The sequence below is a fragment of the Lysobacter antibioticus genome (assembly GCF_000731095.1).
In the GTDB taxonomy this organism is placed as follows: Bacteria; Pseudomonadota; Gammaproteobacteria; order Xanthomonadales; family Xanthomonadaceae; genus Lysobacter; species Lysobacter antibioticus_B.
On sequence record NZ_JMTZ01000032.1, the window covers coordinates 34440 to 47452 of the forward strand.

A 13013-nucleotide genomic window follows, 5' to 3' on the forward strand; every position below is an offset into this window, starting at 1 on the left:
GCGCTGCGCCTCACCAGCGCAGCGGGCGTTGCGAAAGGATCGCCGCGAGCCGGGCGTAAATTTGCCGGGCCTCGTCTTCGGGCAGGAAGCGGATCCGCAGCGGCGGCGCCAGGGCGCCGGCGCCGGCGGTGTCGAGCCACAGGGTCGCGGTGCCGCAGCTGCGGTCCAGCGGCGAACGGGTGAGCTGCAAGGCCTGCAGCTTGTCGAGTTCGGCGAAGCGCCAGGAACGCCGCCACCAGCCTTCGCGCACCGCGATCAAGACCTCGCCGAACGCGTAACCGATGCGTCGGGTGCGCCGCTGCGCCTTGAACGCCGCCCACGGCAGCCACAGCAGGGCGAGTGCGCTCCAGGCGCCGACCTGCCAATACAGCGAGAACACCGCGAGCAAGGTCCACGGCACGTCGGGCAGAAACAGCCGCCACCAGGCCGCATCCGGCAGGGCGCGCCATTCCAGGCGATCCCAGTCGGCGCGCGGCAGCAAGCGTTCGATCAAGGCATCGCAAGCCTGCGGCGTCGCGATCGGCGCGAGCTCCTTCAGCGAACGGCCGTCTTCGTTGGCTTCGGCGCCGACCGTGTCCACGCTCAGGCCACGGCGCTTGAGCAAGCGGTGCATCAGGCCTTCCTCGAGCGTCCAGGCCTGGATGCGCCGGCGCGGCACGGTGGTGCGCCAGCGCCCGAGCAGGCCGCGTTCGGCGGTCAGGCGGCGGCCGTGTTCGCTGAGTTCGAAGCCGTAGTAGCGCAGCAGCGCCAGCACGATCGACAGCAGCTTGAGCAGGCCGGCGATCAGCGCGATCAGGGCCATCGCGATCAGAGCCACGCCGATCGCGTCGAGGTGATAGGCCTCGACATGGCCGGACAGCCAGCGCGTCGCCTGGCTGCCGATGCGTCCGGGAACGCGCGCGTTGAAATCGGGGGTGTACTGCGACAGGCCGGCCAGGGCGGCGCCGATCAGGACCAGGCCGCCGTTGGAGACCAGGCCCAGGCGCAGCACTTCGGCCGGCGGCAGCCGCAGCAGCACGTCGGCGCTGTCCTCGGCCTGGCCTTCGGCGACGGCCGCGCCGCGCCGGCGCACCAGGGCTTCCAGCGCCAGCGCGTCGTCGAGCTTGAGCACGCGCATCTGCGCTTCCGGCTCCTTGCTGCCGGCCGATTCCATGCGCACTTCGGCGACGCCGAACAATCGGTGCAACACGGTCTGGTGCAGGGCCACATTCTGGATCCGCACGAACGGGATCACCCGCAGGCTGCGGTTGAACAGACCGCTTCGCACCACCACGGCATTGCTGCCGATGCCGTAGCGGTAGGTGAAATAACGCCACAGCGCCACCACCACCAGCGCGCCGACGCCGATCAGCGGCCACAGCTCGTTGCGGTCGCCGCGACCGAAGAACACCAGCGCGGCCAGCGGCACGATGAATTGCTTGAGCTGCTGGATCAGCACGAACAACCACGACATCGGATGCAGGCGGCGGTCGGCCCGCGTGCTTTCGTCGTCCGGCGATACGGTCGAACCCGGCGCGCTCATCAGGCGTCTTCGTCGTGGTCGAGCTGGCGGCCGAGGCGCTCGCGCAGGCGCTCGGCGTCCTGCGCGTCGAGGTGATCGATCGAGACCGCGTTGTGGCGGGTGCCGGCGGTGTGCACGACCAGGGTCGCCAGGCCGCGCAAGCGTTGCAACGGGCCGTGCTTGAGGTCGAGGTGCTGCACCCGGGTCAGCGGCACCAGGGTTTCGCGTTGCCAGGCGACGCCGCGGCGCACCGCGAAGCCGTGCGCGTCGAGCCGCCACAAGGTATTGCGGTAGCGGCGCAGGCCGATCCAGGTGCCGATGCCGGCGCCGAGCAGGGCGCCGCTGAGGCCACTGGCGATGCCGACCCAGGAGCCGACGGTGAGCACGCCGAGGACCACCCCGGCGATCGCGAACACGACCGCCAGCGACAGGCTGACGTCGATCGTGCACAACAGCACCGCACGCGAGGGCAGTTTCTGCCAGCCGGTCGAGCCGGTATCGGCCGTCGTCGCGGCGACTGCGGGCGGGGTCGGGCCCGGCTCGATGGAGGTCGGTTCGGCAGCGGTGGGGTCGGGCGTATCCGTCATCAGGGTTCTTTGGCGTACAGCGGTTCGGTTTCGGTGTAGTCGCGGCCCTGACGATACAGCGCGAGACGGCCCTGCATGCGCTCGCGCGACTTCGGGTCGAGCTCGCCGTCCTTGAGCCGGGCCAGGGCATCGGTCTGGAACGCGATCGCCTGGGCGAAGTCGCCGTTGGCGGCGAGCGCGGCGGCGACGGTGTCGAGTTCGGCGGCGCGCAGTTGCTCGCGCCGGGCGATCATGTGCTGGCTCAGGGCCAACGATTGCTTGGCGTCGCGCTGGCCCGCGATCGGGCAGGTGGCCAGGATCCAGACCCGGTCGTTGCGTGCCTGCGCCATGCCGGCGTCTTCGGCCTTGCGCAGCCATTCGATGGCTTGGCTGCAGTCGCTGGCCAGGCCGGCGGCGCCGGCGCGGATGAAATCGGCGTAGCCCATCATCGCCTGCGGGTTGCCGCTTTCGGCGCTGCGGCGCAGATGCGGCAGGGCGCGGCGCAGGGTTTGCGGGCTCAACGACAGGCGGTCGTTGGTCGACAGCAGGATGTTCGCCACCGCCAACGCCGATTCGGCATGGCCGCTGTCGCTGGCGCGTTCGAGCACCGCCAGGGCGGCGTCGCGGTCGGCGGCAATGCGGCGCGACTCCAGCCCGGTGTAGAGCAGGCGTCCGTACAAGTACTGCGCCAGCGCTTCGCCGGCATCGGCCTTGCGCTTGATCGCGGCGATCTGGGTGTCGACGTGGGCCTGGTAATCCGGCCAACGCTCGTTGAGGCGATTGCGCTGCGCGGCGTCGTCGCGCGGCGCCAGTTCCAGCGCGCTGAGGTTCGACGGCGCCTGGCCGTCGCCGAGGAAATCGCCGAGCAGGTGCTGCAACAGCGCGGTCTCGCCGCCCGATTGCGCGGCCACCGCGGTCATGAACTTCGACAGCTCTTCGGTCTGGCGTTCCGGACGGGTCTTCCAGCCCCCGCCTTCGCGCACGAATTCGGGGCCGAACACGTAGCGCTCGCCGGTCGGCGGCTGCACTTCGCCGAGCGCGCTATCGGCATCGATCATGGCGACGTGGCTCAGCGACGGAAAGTTGCCGTCGGCGTGGCGCATCACCACATGGCAAAGCTTGTGCTGTACGCAATGGCGATACGTCGCGCGGCCGTCCCATCCGGCCAGCGCCGGCGCTTCGTACTTCGCGCGCAGGCCGTACACGGTCAGGCGGTCGGCGAGCGGCAGGCGGCGGACTTGTTCGGTCGAGGCGTACAAGGCGACGTCGCGCAGGAAGGCGTAATGCTGCGCGGTCGATGCGGCGATCAGCTCGGCGCTCGCGCCGTCGTCCTTGGCGGCGAGCCGGGTGTAGCGGTTCCAGGCCGCATCGACGGCGTTGACCTCGGCCTGGTCGTCGCCCTGCGAGGCGGCCGTGGCCGGGCCGCACAGCAGGGCAAGCAGCAATAGCGCATAACGCATGAGGCGTCCTTGTCGAGCCGACGGACCGGCGTCCTATCTCGAACGATAGGGGTTGTCGTCGCCATTGCCGGATGGGCGCAGCGTATAGCGTTTATAGGTCCACTGGTATTGGGCCGGATCGCGGCGCGCAATACGTTCTACCGCCGCGTTGAGGGCGATGCAGGCGCGTTGCGGATCGGGATCGGCGATGCCGTCCGGCGCGGCTTCGATGCGCAAGGCGAACGCCGGATGATCCGGATGCGTGTCGATGCGTTCGCAGTACGCGAACAACACCGTCGCGCCGGTGCGTTCGGCCAGGCGTCCGAGCAGGGTCATGGTCAGCGCGGGCACGCCGAAGAACGGCGCGAACTCGCCGTCGCCGGCCTTGGGCTGCTGGTCGGGCAGGATGCCGACCACGCCGCCGGCGTTGAGGCGCTTCCACAACTGGCGCACCGCCGAGCCTTCGGCGCGGACCTGGGTCACACGTTCGGCTTCGGTGTGGGCGCGCACCAGGTTGAGGAAGGCCTCGCCGATCGGCGACTCCGGCGGGCGATACAGGATCGCCAGCGGGGTGCGGAAGGCCAGCCACTGGTTCAGCAGCTCCCAGTTGCCGTAATGCGGCGCCGCCACGATCAGGCCGCGTCCGGAAGCGAGCGCGGCGTCGAACAGCTCGGTGCCGTGCTGCTCGCGCAGCAGTCCGAGATTTTCGGCATGGGGCCGGGTCCACAGGCGCAGGGTCTCGACCGCCTGGCGCGAGGTGGTGCGCACGATCGCGCGCTGCCACTGCTCGCGTTCGGCCGGCAGCAGTTCCGGGTAGGCCAGCTCCAGGTTGACCCGGGCGACCCGGCTCTCGCGGGCGTTACGGCGCTGCCACAGCGCGGCGATGGCGTCGCCCAGGCGCATCTGCCAGGACCAGGGCAGGCGGCCGAGCGCGCTGGCGAAGACATACAGCAGGCGGGCGACGAATCGGGTCATCGCGCGAGTGTAGCCGCTGGCCTGTGCGCGACCGTGGCGGCCGGACCGTCCGATACGTGCCGGATGCGGCGCAGATCGGGCCCGGCACGGCGCCGATGCCGGCACGATGCAGGCTTTACACTCGCGTCCGACTTTCCAGATCGTACGAGCCCGCATGCTGAGTCTGATCCAGCGCGTCACCCAGGCCTCGGTCGTCGTCGACGGCGAAACCGTCGGCGCGATCGGCCCCGGCCTGCTGGCCCTCGTCGGGCTTGAACCCGGCGACGGCGAACCCCAGATCGCCCGCATGGCCGAACGCCTGCTCGGGTACCGGGTCTTCGCCGACAAGGCCGGCCGCATGAACCGCGGCCTGGCCGACACCGGCGGCGGCCTGCTGTTGGTCAGCCAGTTCACCCTGGCCGCCGACACCAGCAGCGGCATGCGTCCGGGCTTCAGCACGGCCGCCGCCCCGGGCCTGGCTGAACCGTTATTCAACCGTCTGGTCGAAACCTGCCGGCAACGTCATGCCGGAGGGGTGGAAACCGGCCGCTTCGGCGCCCATATGGTCGTCAACCTGGTCAACGACGGCCCGGTCACCTTTCTCCTCCGGTCCTAAGACCCGGCCTCCCAGGCCGGACCTGATATACTGGAGCGTTCCCTACCCTCAATAGCGCGGTGGCGCAGCCCATGGCCAACGAACGTCAGCCCCCTCCGTCCGATATCAAGCTCCTGATCAGCAAGGGCTTGGAGCAGGGCTATCTGACCTATGCCGAGGTCAACGATCACCTGCCCGACGATCTCGTCGACGCGGAACAGATCGAAGACATCATCGGCATGATCAACGGCATGGGCATCGAGGTGCACGAAGTTGCCCCCGATGCCGAAACGCTGTTGCTCGCCGACGGCAACACCGGTAATCGCGAAGTCGACGACACCGCGGCTGAAGAAGCCGCGGCGGCGTTGACCGCACTCGACGGCGAAGGCGGCCGCACCACCGACCCCGTGCGCATGTACATGCGCGAGATGGGCACGGTCGAGCTGCTTACCCGCGAGGGCGAAATCGCCATCGCCAAGCGCATCGAAGAGGGCCTGAATCAGGTCCAGGCTTCGCTTGCCCTGTTCCCCTCCACGATCCAGCTGATCCTCGAAGACTACGAGCAGCACAAGGCCGGCAAGAAGCGCCTGGCCGAGATCGTGGTCGGCTTCAACGATCACCTCGACGAAGAGCCCGAGCCGCCGGCACCGCCGGTGGTGGTGGCCGACGCCGATGCCGACGCGGACGACGACGAAGAAGTCGAAGCCGCCGGCGACGATGCCGAGACCGAAGAGACCACCTCCGGTCCGGACCCGGTCGAAGTCGCCGCGCGCATGGAGGCCATCGCCGACCTGTACGGCAAGTTCCTCAAGGCCCAGGGCAAGGGCGGCGCCGGCGCCAAGGCAGCGACCAAGCTGCGCGAAGACATCGCCGCCGTGTTCGTCACCCTGAAGCTGCCGCTGGCCCTGACCGACAACCTGATGCGCAACCTGCGCGACGTGGTCGGCTCGATCAAGGACCACGAGCGCAAGATCCTCGACCTGGCCACGCGCATCGCCAAGATGCCGCGCAAGGACTTCATCCGCGCCTGGGAAGGCAACCAGACCAATCTGGAATGGGTCGACGAGCTGCTCAAGCGCAAGCAGAAGTGGTCGTCGGGTCTGCGCGACGTCAAGGACCAGATCATCGTCGAGCAGCAGACCACGATCGAGATCGAGCAGGCCTCGTTCCTGACCCTGGCCGACATCAAGGAGATCAGCCGTGCGATGGCCTATGGCGAAGCCAAGGCGCGCAAGGCCAAGAAGGAGATGGTTGAGGCCAACCTGCGCCTGGTGATCTCCATCGCCAAGAAGTACACCAACCGCGGTCTGCAGTTCCTCGATCTGATCCAGGAAGGCAACATCGGTCTGATGAAGGCGGTCGACAAGTTCGAGTTCCGCCGCGGCTTCAAGTTCTCGACCTACGCCACGTGGTGGATCCGCCAGGCCATCACCCGTTCGATCGCCGATCAGGCGCGCACCATCCGTATCCCGGTGCACATGATCGAAACGATCAACAAGCTCAACCGCATCTCGCGTCAGATGCTCCAGCAGTACGGCCGCGAGGCCACGCCGGAAGAGTTGGCGAAAGAGATGGACATGCCCGAGGACAAGATCCGCAAGGTCATGAAGATCGCCAAGGAACCGATCTCGATGGAGACGCCGATCGGCGACGACGAGGATTCGCACCTCGGCGATTTCATCGAGGACACCAACGTCGAGTCCCCGGTCGAAGCCACCACCAACATCAACCTCTCCGAGACGGTCCGCGACGTGCTCGCCGGCCTGACCCCGAGGGAAGCCAAGGTGCTGCGCATGCGCTTCGGCATCGACATGAATACCGATCACACCCTCGAAGAGGTCGGTAAGCAGTTCGACGTCACCCGCGAGCGTATCCGCCAGATCGAGGCCAAGGCGCTGCGCAAGCTGCGTCACCCGAGCCGTTCGGAACAACTGCGCAGCTTCCTCGACATCGATTGATCGGCGTCGCTTCGGTTGCGTAAGGAAACAGGCCCCGCTCGCGGGGCCTGTTTCGTTTGCGGGGTCGGTTTCTATACGGTGCCTCGCGGCGCGCGGTTTAGAGTGCGGATGACGGCATCAGGTCGTCGTTGCCGATGTCGCGGGCGTTGCGCTGAGGTATGGGGCGCGGAATCCTCTCAGCGCATCACATCTCATCGCACAACAAAGCACTGCGCTGTATCGCGCCATGCCGGGCCGAGCGAATGAGCCGCGTCGCTGGGTGCCGGTTCCGGTGCCGCGCTCAGCCGTAGAAGAACTGCTCGTGCACGATCTTGCCGTCGCGCACCTTGTACACCGCGACCTCGGCCATCGGCATGCGGCCCATGCTCTTGTAGGTCGCGTCGATGCTCATGGCCAGGCTGAACCAGTCGCCGCCGACGGCCGGGTCGCTGCACCAACTGTCGTGGATCTCGATCACATCGGCCATGAAGTCGCGGCCTTTCTGGCGGATCGCCGCCAGGCCTTCGACGTTGCCGAGCGGGCCGCCCTGATTGCCGGGCGCCTCGATGCTGACGGCATCGTCGGCGTAGAGCTCGTCCTGGATCTGTTCGTGCTTGCCTGCGCGGCACAGCTCGACATAGCGGTTGGCGATTTGCTGGGTATCCATGGCGGGCGATCCTTGGGGGTGGGGGGCTCAGGATAGGGCCGGGCTCGCCTGCTAGTGGCGGGGAGCGACGCGATTGCAGGCCCTCTCCCGACGAGCGGGAGATGAATGCGTCGTGCCGGCCGGCGTCGGCCTGTTGCGATTCGCATCGGGCCTACAGAAAACGACGCAACCAAGGGTAGGAGCGGCGCAAGCCGCGACCGCGATCTTTCGGTTGCGGCGTAACCATCGGTTCGCGGTCGCGACTCGCGTCGCTCCTACTCAGAGGCAGGGTGCCGGTGCTCTGCATCTGCAGCCGCCGTTGCCGTAAGAATCTTGTAGTTGCTGTGCGCCGCCTCGCGCTAGCGAAGGCAATAGAAGACCCAAAGGGCGGCGCGCAGGGATGCGCGCCGTTTTTCATCGGGACAGGGATGTCCCGTATGTAGATCCCTGTGGAGCCATCGCTCGTGCCGGCCTTTGACTCAAAGAGAAGCATTTTTCTTTGGTTACCTTTCTTTTGTTGCTTATGACAAAAGAAAGTAACCCGACGCTTCAGCGGCGGAAGCTCTTAGCGTTTGATCCCGATCCCGATCCCGATCCCGATCCCGATCCCGATCTTGCTTGAGCGATACGCCGCGAAACCGAAGCAGCGCGGTCGCGACTCGCGTCGCTCCTACCCCGAAGCAAAGGCCACGTCGCAACGCAAACGGGGCGCAATGCGCCCCGTTTCGATCCCGCGATAACGCCACGCGGTCAACCCTGACGCAACAGCCGCATCACTTCGTAGCACGCGCCCATGGTGTGGTAATCGGTCTTGCCGGCTGGGCTCTTCTCGTCGCTGTACTTGCGGTTCTCGCGATCGAGGATGCGGTACCAGGCGCCGTAGCGGTGATCGACCATGTGCTGCCAGGCGTAAGCCCACAGCTTGTCGTACCACTGCCAGTACAGGTCGTCGCCGGTGCGCGCCGCGAGCAGCGCCGCGGTCGCCAGCGATTCGGCCTGGACCCAGAAATACTTGTCGTCGTCGCAGACCGAACCGTCCGGGGCGAAGCCGTAGAACAGGCCGCCGTGTTCGCTGTCCCAGGAACGCGCCACCGCGAGGTCGAACAGATGCCGTGCGGTCGGCAGCAGCCACGCCGGTGCCTCGCCACTCGGCGTCAGATGACGGTCGAGGATCAGCAACAGCTTAGCCCACTCGGTCTGGTGGCCGGGCTGGAAACCCCAGGGACGGAACAGGTGCTTGGGGTCGTCGCGGTGGTAATCCCAGTCGATGTTCCAGTCGCGGTCGTAGTGCTCCCACACCAGGCCTTCGGACTTCGCCGCCTGGCGCTGGGTCATGTTCTGCGCCAAGGTCAGCGCGCGGTCGAGGTAACGGCGCTGGCCGCTGGCCTCGTAGGCCGCCAGCATCGCCTCGCACATGTGCATGTTGGCGTTCTGGCCGCGGTAGTCGCTGAAGTTCCAGTCGGCGTCGGCTTCGTCGCGGTACAGGCCGTGCTGCGCCTCCCAGAAGCGCTGCTCCAGCAAGTCCCAGGTCTCGTCCATCCACGCCGCGGCTTCGTCGATGCCGGCCTTGAGCGCGGTCGAGTAGGCGAGCAGCACGAAGGCGCCGCCGTAGCAGTGGTTCATCCGGTCTTCGGGCTGGCCGTCGCGGAGGGTCCAGGCGTAGCCGCCGGTCTCGGCGTTGCGATGCTTTTCGCGCAGATAGCGCAGGCCGTGACGGGCGAGCTCGCGATAGTCCTCGCGCTCGAATTCGATCGCGGCCATCGCGTAGTTGAAGACGAAACGCGTGCTGCTGACCAGGTGCCGGTGCGAAGCGTCGTAGACCGAGCCGTCGTCGCGGAAATAGTGGAAGAAGCCGCCGTCCGGGTCGCGCGCGACCGGGTCGTAGAACGCCATCGTGTCGGCGATGTGCGCGCGCAAGGTGTCGGCCTTGCGGAAATCGGGAAGCGGGTGCAGCGGAAGATTCATGACTGTTCCTGCATCAGGCGTTCGACATCGGCCGCGCTCGGCATCGCCGCGAAGGCGCCGTGTCGGGTGGTGGCGAGGGCGCCGGCGGCCGCGGCATAGCGCAGCGCGCCGATGAAGTCGGCTTCGCGTTCGAGGAAATCGGTGAAGCCGGCGGCGTTCACGCCCAGGGTCGACAGCCGGTGCAGTAAACCGCCGACGAAGGCGTCGCCGGCGCCGGTGGTGTCGGAGGGGGCGACGCGGAAAGTCGGCACTTCGCCCTGGCGCGTGCGCGTGTGCCAGCGGATCGGCGTGGCGCCGTCGGTGATCAGCACGCAGGTGGCGTAACCGTGCCACAAGCGTTGCAATGCGGCTTCTTCGCCGCCGAGGTGGCGGGCCAGGAATTCGAACTCGCTGCCGCACAGTTTGATCAGGTCGGCTTCGAGCAGCGCCGCCAGCAGGCGCGGCGCCGGGTCGAAGCCGGCCGGCCACAGCGACGGCCGCAGGTTCATGTCCATGCTGACCAAGGCGCCGGCCATGCGCGCGCGGCGCATCCCGGCCAGCGTGGTCGCAGCGATCGATTCCTCGGTCAGGCTGTTGGAGCAGACGTGGAACACGCCGGCCTCGGCGAAGCTGTCGCCGCTGAAGTCCGAGTCGCGGAACAGCAGGTCGGCGGCCGGCGGCCGGTAGAAGCTGAAGCTGCGTTCGCCGTCGCCGTCGAGCGAGACGAAAGCCAGCGCGGTCTTGGCCTCGGCGGTGCGCAGCAGGTGGCGGGTGTCGACGCCGTAGTCCTGCAACTGCGCGGCGATGAAGTCGCCGAACATGTCTTCGCCCAGCATGCCGACGAAGCGCGCGTTGCCGCCCAGGCGGGCCGCGGCGACGGCGACGTTGGCCGGCGCGCCGCCGGCGTATTCGACGAAATGACGCGGCTCGCCGGCGACCGACGAGGGACGCGCGAGAAAGTCGATCAGGGCCTCACCAAAGCAGACGATTGCGCCGTTGCGCGGTTCTGCGGATAGCACAACGGACATCAATGCATCACTCCCGAAGCCTGGGCGGTGACGTGCTGGCCCTGGCCGGCGAGCACGCGCGAACCGCGCCAGCCGTACCAGACGATGAAGGCGTAGCACACCACCGGAATTACGAACGAAGGTTGGATACCGATCCGGTCGGACAACACGCCCTGCAACCACGGAATGACCGCGCCGCCGACGATGCCCATGATCAGCAGGCTCGAAGCCTTGCTGGTCATCGGCCCGAGGCGCTCGATGGCGATGGTGAAGATGGTCGGGAACATGATCGAATTGAACAGGCCGATCGACAGCACCGCCCACATCGCGACCGAACCCTTCGTGCTCATGGTCAGCGCCAGCAGCGCGATCGCGGCGACCGCGAACAGCGCCAGCAGGCGGCGCGCATCGAAGCGGCGCAGCAAGGCCGCGCCGATGAAGCGGCCGACCATAGCGCCGCCCCAGTAATAGGCGAGGTATTCGCTGGCCTGGGCGTGGTCGATGTTGCCGATTTCCGGTGCCGAGATGTAGTTGATCAGGAAGCTGCCGATCGAGACCTCGGCGCCGACGTAGACGAAGATCGCGACCACCCCAAAGAACAGATGCCGCTGGCCCAGTACCTCGGCGAAGCTGTGGTGCACCGGGTCGGCGCTCTCGGTGGCTTCGGCCAGCGAGGGGATGCGCATCTGGTACACGAACACCGCGAGCAGCAGCAGGCAGCCGGCGATGATCATGTACGGCATCTGCACCGAAGCCGCTTCATGCGCGCGATACGCGGCTTGTTCGGCGACCGACATCGCCGCGAGTTCGGCGGTGCCGAGCACCGCGGTCGACAGGATCAGCGGGCCGATCACGTACGGGAACAAGGTGGTGCCGAGCGAGTTCAGCGCTTGCGCAAGGTTGAGGCGGCTCGGCGCGCCGGCCGGGTCGCCGAGCAGGCTGATGTAGGGGTTCGCCGAGACCTGCAGCAGGGTGATGCCGCTGGCGAGCACGAACAACGCACCCAGGAACAAGGGATACGACGGTATGCGCGCGGCCGGGAAGAACAGCGCCGCGCCGGCCGCGGCCACGATCAGGCCGATCACGATGCTGTTCTTGTAGCCGACCTTCGCCACCACCTTGCTCGCCGGCAGCGACATCAGGAAGTAGGCGCCGAAGAAAGTCGACTGGATCAGCATCGACTGCGCGTAGTTCATCTGGAACACGGCTTTCAGATGCGGGATCAGCACATCGTTGAGGCTGGTCAGGCCGCCCCAGGTGAAGAAGATCGTGGTCACCACCGCGAGCGCGGCGGTGTAGGACATGTCGCGACGGGTCATGCGGACTCTCCGGGCGGCGGAACGAGCACCTCGCTGCTGCTGCGTGCCTGCAGCCGGACGGGGGCGACGGTATGGGCGGGCGGCATGTCGGGGTCGCGCAGGCGCTTGAGGATCAGCTCCGCGGCCTGGCGGCCGCGTGCGCGCGGGTCGACCGCGATCGTGGTCAGGGTGGGCGAGGCGACCGAGGCTTCGGGAATATCGTCGAAGCCGATGACGGCGAAATCGCCGCCCGGGCGGCGCCCGCGTGCGACCAGGCCGGCCATCAGGCCCAGTGCGACCGCGTCGTTGTAGCAGACCGCCGCGGTCGGGGCCGGGTCGCGCACGAACAGCGCGCCGGTCTGCTGCGCCGCTTCCAGGCGGGTCGGCGCGCATTCCACCAGCCACTGTGGCTCGGGATCGACGCCGGCCTCGGCCAAGGCTTCGCGATAGCCCTGGCGGCGTTGCCGGCACGAGCTCGAATCGCGGTGGCCGCCGAAGAAGGCGATGCGGCGGTGGCCGCGTTCGAGCAAATGCCGCGTCGCCAGGCGCGCGCCGTGGGTGTTGTCGAGGGCGAGGAAATCCCAGTCGGTGGAATCCAGCTCGCGGTTGAACACCAGCACCGGCGTGCGTTCGCCGACCTGGGCGCGCACGCGCGCGCCGTCGCTGCCTTCGGCGGGCGACAGGATGATGCCGGCCGGGTCGTGCTCCATCAGCGAAGTCAGCACCGCCTGCTGGCGTTCGACCGATTCGTTGGTGCTGCCGAGCAGGGTGACGAAGCCGGCCGTGGCCAGCCATTCGTCCACGCCCGCGGCGAATTCGGCGAAGAAGGGGTTGGACAGGTCGTTGATGACCAGGGCCACGCCGGTCGAGACCTTGCGCCGCAGATTAGCCGCGCCGCGGTGGTAGACGTAGCCTTGGCGCTTGAGTTCGGCCTCGACCCGGGCGCGGGTGTCGGCATGGACCAGCGGGCTGCCGCGCAGGACCAGCGAGACCGTCGCACGCGACAGACCGCAGGCACGGGCGATGTCGGCCAGGGTGACCCGGCCGCGGGGAGCGGGCGCGTCGTTCATCGTTGACACCTCACAAGGGGTGGTCGGTCGGCAATCATGGCTCTCGGCGGCTTTTG

The 13013-nt window shown here is 67.8% G+C and carries 11 protein-coding genes; 2 read left to right on the forward strand and 9 right to left on the reverse strand.

Translation table 11 applies throughout. From position 1 onward, the window contains the following. Positions 1-10 precede the first annotated feature (10 nt). The 4 genes from EX88_RS0111540 to EX88_RS0111555 are packed head-to-tail and all read right to left on the reverse strand — an operon-like array spanning position 11 to position 4481. Positions 11-1522 (reverse strand): PH domain-containing protein, encoded by a 1512-nt coding sequence (locus EX88_RS0111540; RefSeq protein WP_031372142.1) that lies wholly within the window; start codon positions 1520-1522, stop codon positions 11-13. Then, positions 1522-2088 carry a PH domain-containing protein gene (locus tag EX88_RS0111545; protein ID WP_031372143.1) on the reverse strand — a complete coding sequence of 189 codons (567 nt, stop codon included), beginning with the start codon at positions 2086-2088 and terminating at the stop codon, positions 1522-1524. The genes EX88_RS0111540 and EX88_RS0111545 overlap by 1 nt, the downstream gene beginning before the upstream one ends. Further along, the gene (locus tag EX88_RS0111550; protein ID WP_031372144.1) at positions 2088-3527 is read right to left on the reverse strand and encodes a sel1 repeat family protein; all 1440 of its coding nucleotides are present in this window, start codon (positions 3525-3527) and stop codon (positions 2088-2090) included. The genes EX88_RS0111545 and EX88_RS0111550 overlap by 1 nt, the downstream gene beginning before the upstream one ends. 33 nt (positions 3528-3560) lie before the next feature. Further along, positions 3561-4481: a lauroyl acyltransferase gene (locus EX88_RS0111555; protein WP_031372145.1), complete on the reverse strand. Its 921-nt coding sequence runs from the start codon at positions 4479-4481 to the stop codon at positions 3561-3563. Between the two features lie 154 nt (positions 4482-4635). On the opposite strand from EX88_RS0111555, the gene dtd reads away from it, so the two are divergent. Together dtd and rpoD are read left to right on the forward strand one after the other, a co-directional pair. Continuing rightward, positions 4636-5076 (forward strand): D-aminoacyl-tRNA deacylase, encoded by a 441-nt coding sequence (gene dtd, locus EX88_RS0111560; RefSeq protein WP_031372146.1) that lies wholly within the window; start codon positions 4636-4638, stop codon positions 5074-5076. Between the two features lie 71 nt (positions 5077-5147). After that, positions 5148-7013, forward strand: coding sequence for an RNA polymerase sigma factor RpoD (rpoD, locus tag EX88_RS0111565; protein ID WP_031372147.1), 1866 nt, complete (start codon positions 5148-5150; stop codon positions 7011-7013). A 280-nt stretch (positions 7014-7293) separates the two neighbouring features. On the opposite strand, the gene EX88_RS0111570 is transcribed toward rpoD, so the two are convergent. The 5 genes from EX88_RS0111570 to EX88_RS0111590 form a co-directional block, all read right to left on the reverse strand. After that, positions 7294-7659, reverse strand: coding sequence for a nuclear transport factor 2 family protein (locus EX88_RS0111570; protein ID WP_031372148.1), 366 nt, complete (start codon positions 7657-7659; stop codon positions 7294-7296). Between the two features lie 729 nt (positions 7660-8388). Further along, positions 8389-9603, reverse strand: coding sequence for an AGE family epimerase/isomerase (locus tag EX88_RS0111575; protein ID WP_031372149.1), 1215 nt, complete (start codon positions 9601-9603; stop codon positions 8389-8391). Beyond that, positions 9600-10610 (reverse strand): carbohydrate kinase family protein, encoded by a 1011-nt coding sequence (locus EX88_RS0111580; RefSeq protein WP_051885011.1) that lies wholly within the window; start codon positions 10608-10610, stop codon positions 9600-9602. The genes EX88_RS0111575 and EX88_RS0111580 overlap by 4 nt, the downstream gene beginning before the upstream one ends. Then, complete coding sequence (fucP, locus tag EX88_RS0111585) at positions 10610-11908, reverse strand: L-fucose:H+ symporter permease (protein ID WP_031372151.1); 1299 nt, start codon at positions 11906-11908, stop codon at positions 10610-10612. Before fucP ends, EX88_RS0111580 begins: the two co-directional genes overlap by 1 nt. Beyond that, positions 11905-12957: a LacI family DNA-binding transcriptional regulator gene (locus EX88_RS0111590; RefSeq protein ID WP_031372152.1), complete on the reverse strand. Its 1053-nt coding sequence runs from the start codon at positions 12955-12957 to the stop codon at positions 11905-11907. Before EX88_RS0111590 ends, fucP begins: the two co-directional genes overlap by 4 nt. Positions 12958-13013: the final 56 nt, after the last annotated feature.

Coding starts and splice junctions, on each gene's coding strand:
- rpoD (WP_031372147.1), top strand. CDS start 5,148: ATGGCCAACGAACGTCAGCCCCCTCCGTCCGATATCAAGCTCCTGATC.
- fucP (WP_031372151.1), bottom strand. CDS start 11,908: ATGACCCGTCGCGACATGTCCTACACCGCCGCGCTCGCGGTGGTGACC.
- dtd (WP_031372146.1), top strand. CDS start 4,636: ATGCTGAGTCTGATCCAGCGCGTCACCCAGGCCTCGGTCGTCGTCGAC.
- EX88_RS0111590 (WP_031372152.1), bottom strand. CDS start 12,957: ATGAACGACGCGCCCGCTCCCCGCGGCCGGGTCACCCTGGCCGACATC.
- EX88_RS0111580 (WP_051885011.1), bottom strand. CDS start 10,610: ATGTCCGTTGTGCTATCCGCAGAACCGCGCAACGGCGCAATCGTCTGC.
- EX88_RS0111570 (WP_031372148.1), bottom strand. CDS start 7,659: ATGGATACCCAGCAAATCGCCAACCGCTATGTCGAGCTGTGCCGCGCA.
- EX88_RS0111540 (WP_031372142.1), bottom strand. CDS start 1,522: ATGAGCGCGCCGGGTTCGACCGTATCGCCGGACGACGAAAGCACGCGG.
- EX88_RS0111545 (WP_031372143.1), bottom strand. CDS start 2,088: ATGACGGATACGCCCGACCCCACCGCTGCCGAACCGACCTCCATCGAG.
- EX88_RS0111575 (WP_031372149.1), bottom strand. CDS start 9,603: ATGAATCTTCCGCTGCACCCGCTTCCCGATTTCCGCAAGGCCGACACC.
- EX88_RS0111550 (WP_031372144.1), bottom strand. CDS start 3,527: ATGCGTTATGCGCTATTGCTGCTTGCCCTGCTGTGCGGCCCGGCCACG.
- EX88_RS0111555 (WP_031372145.1), bottom strand. CDS start 4,481: ATGACCCGATTCGTCGCCCGCCTGCTGTATGTCTTCGCCAGCGCGCTC.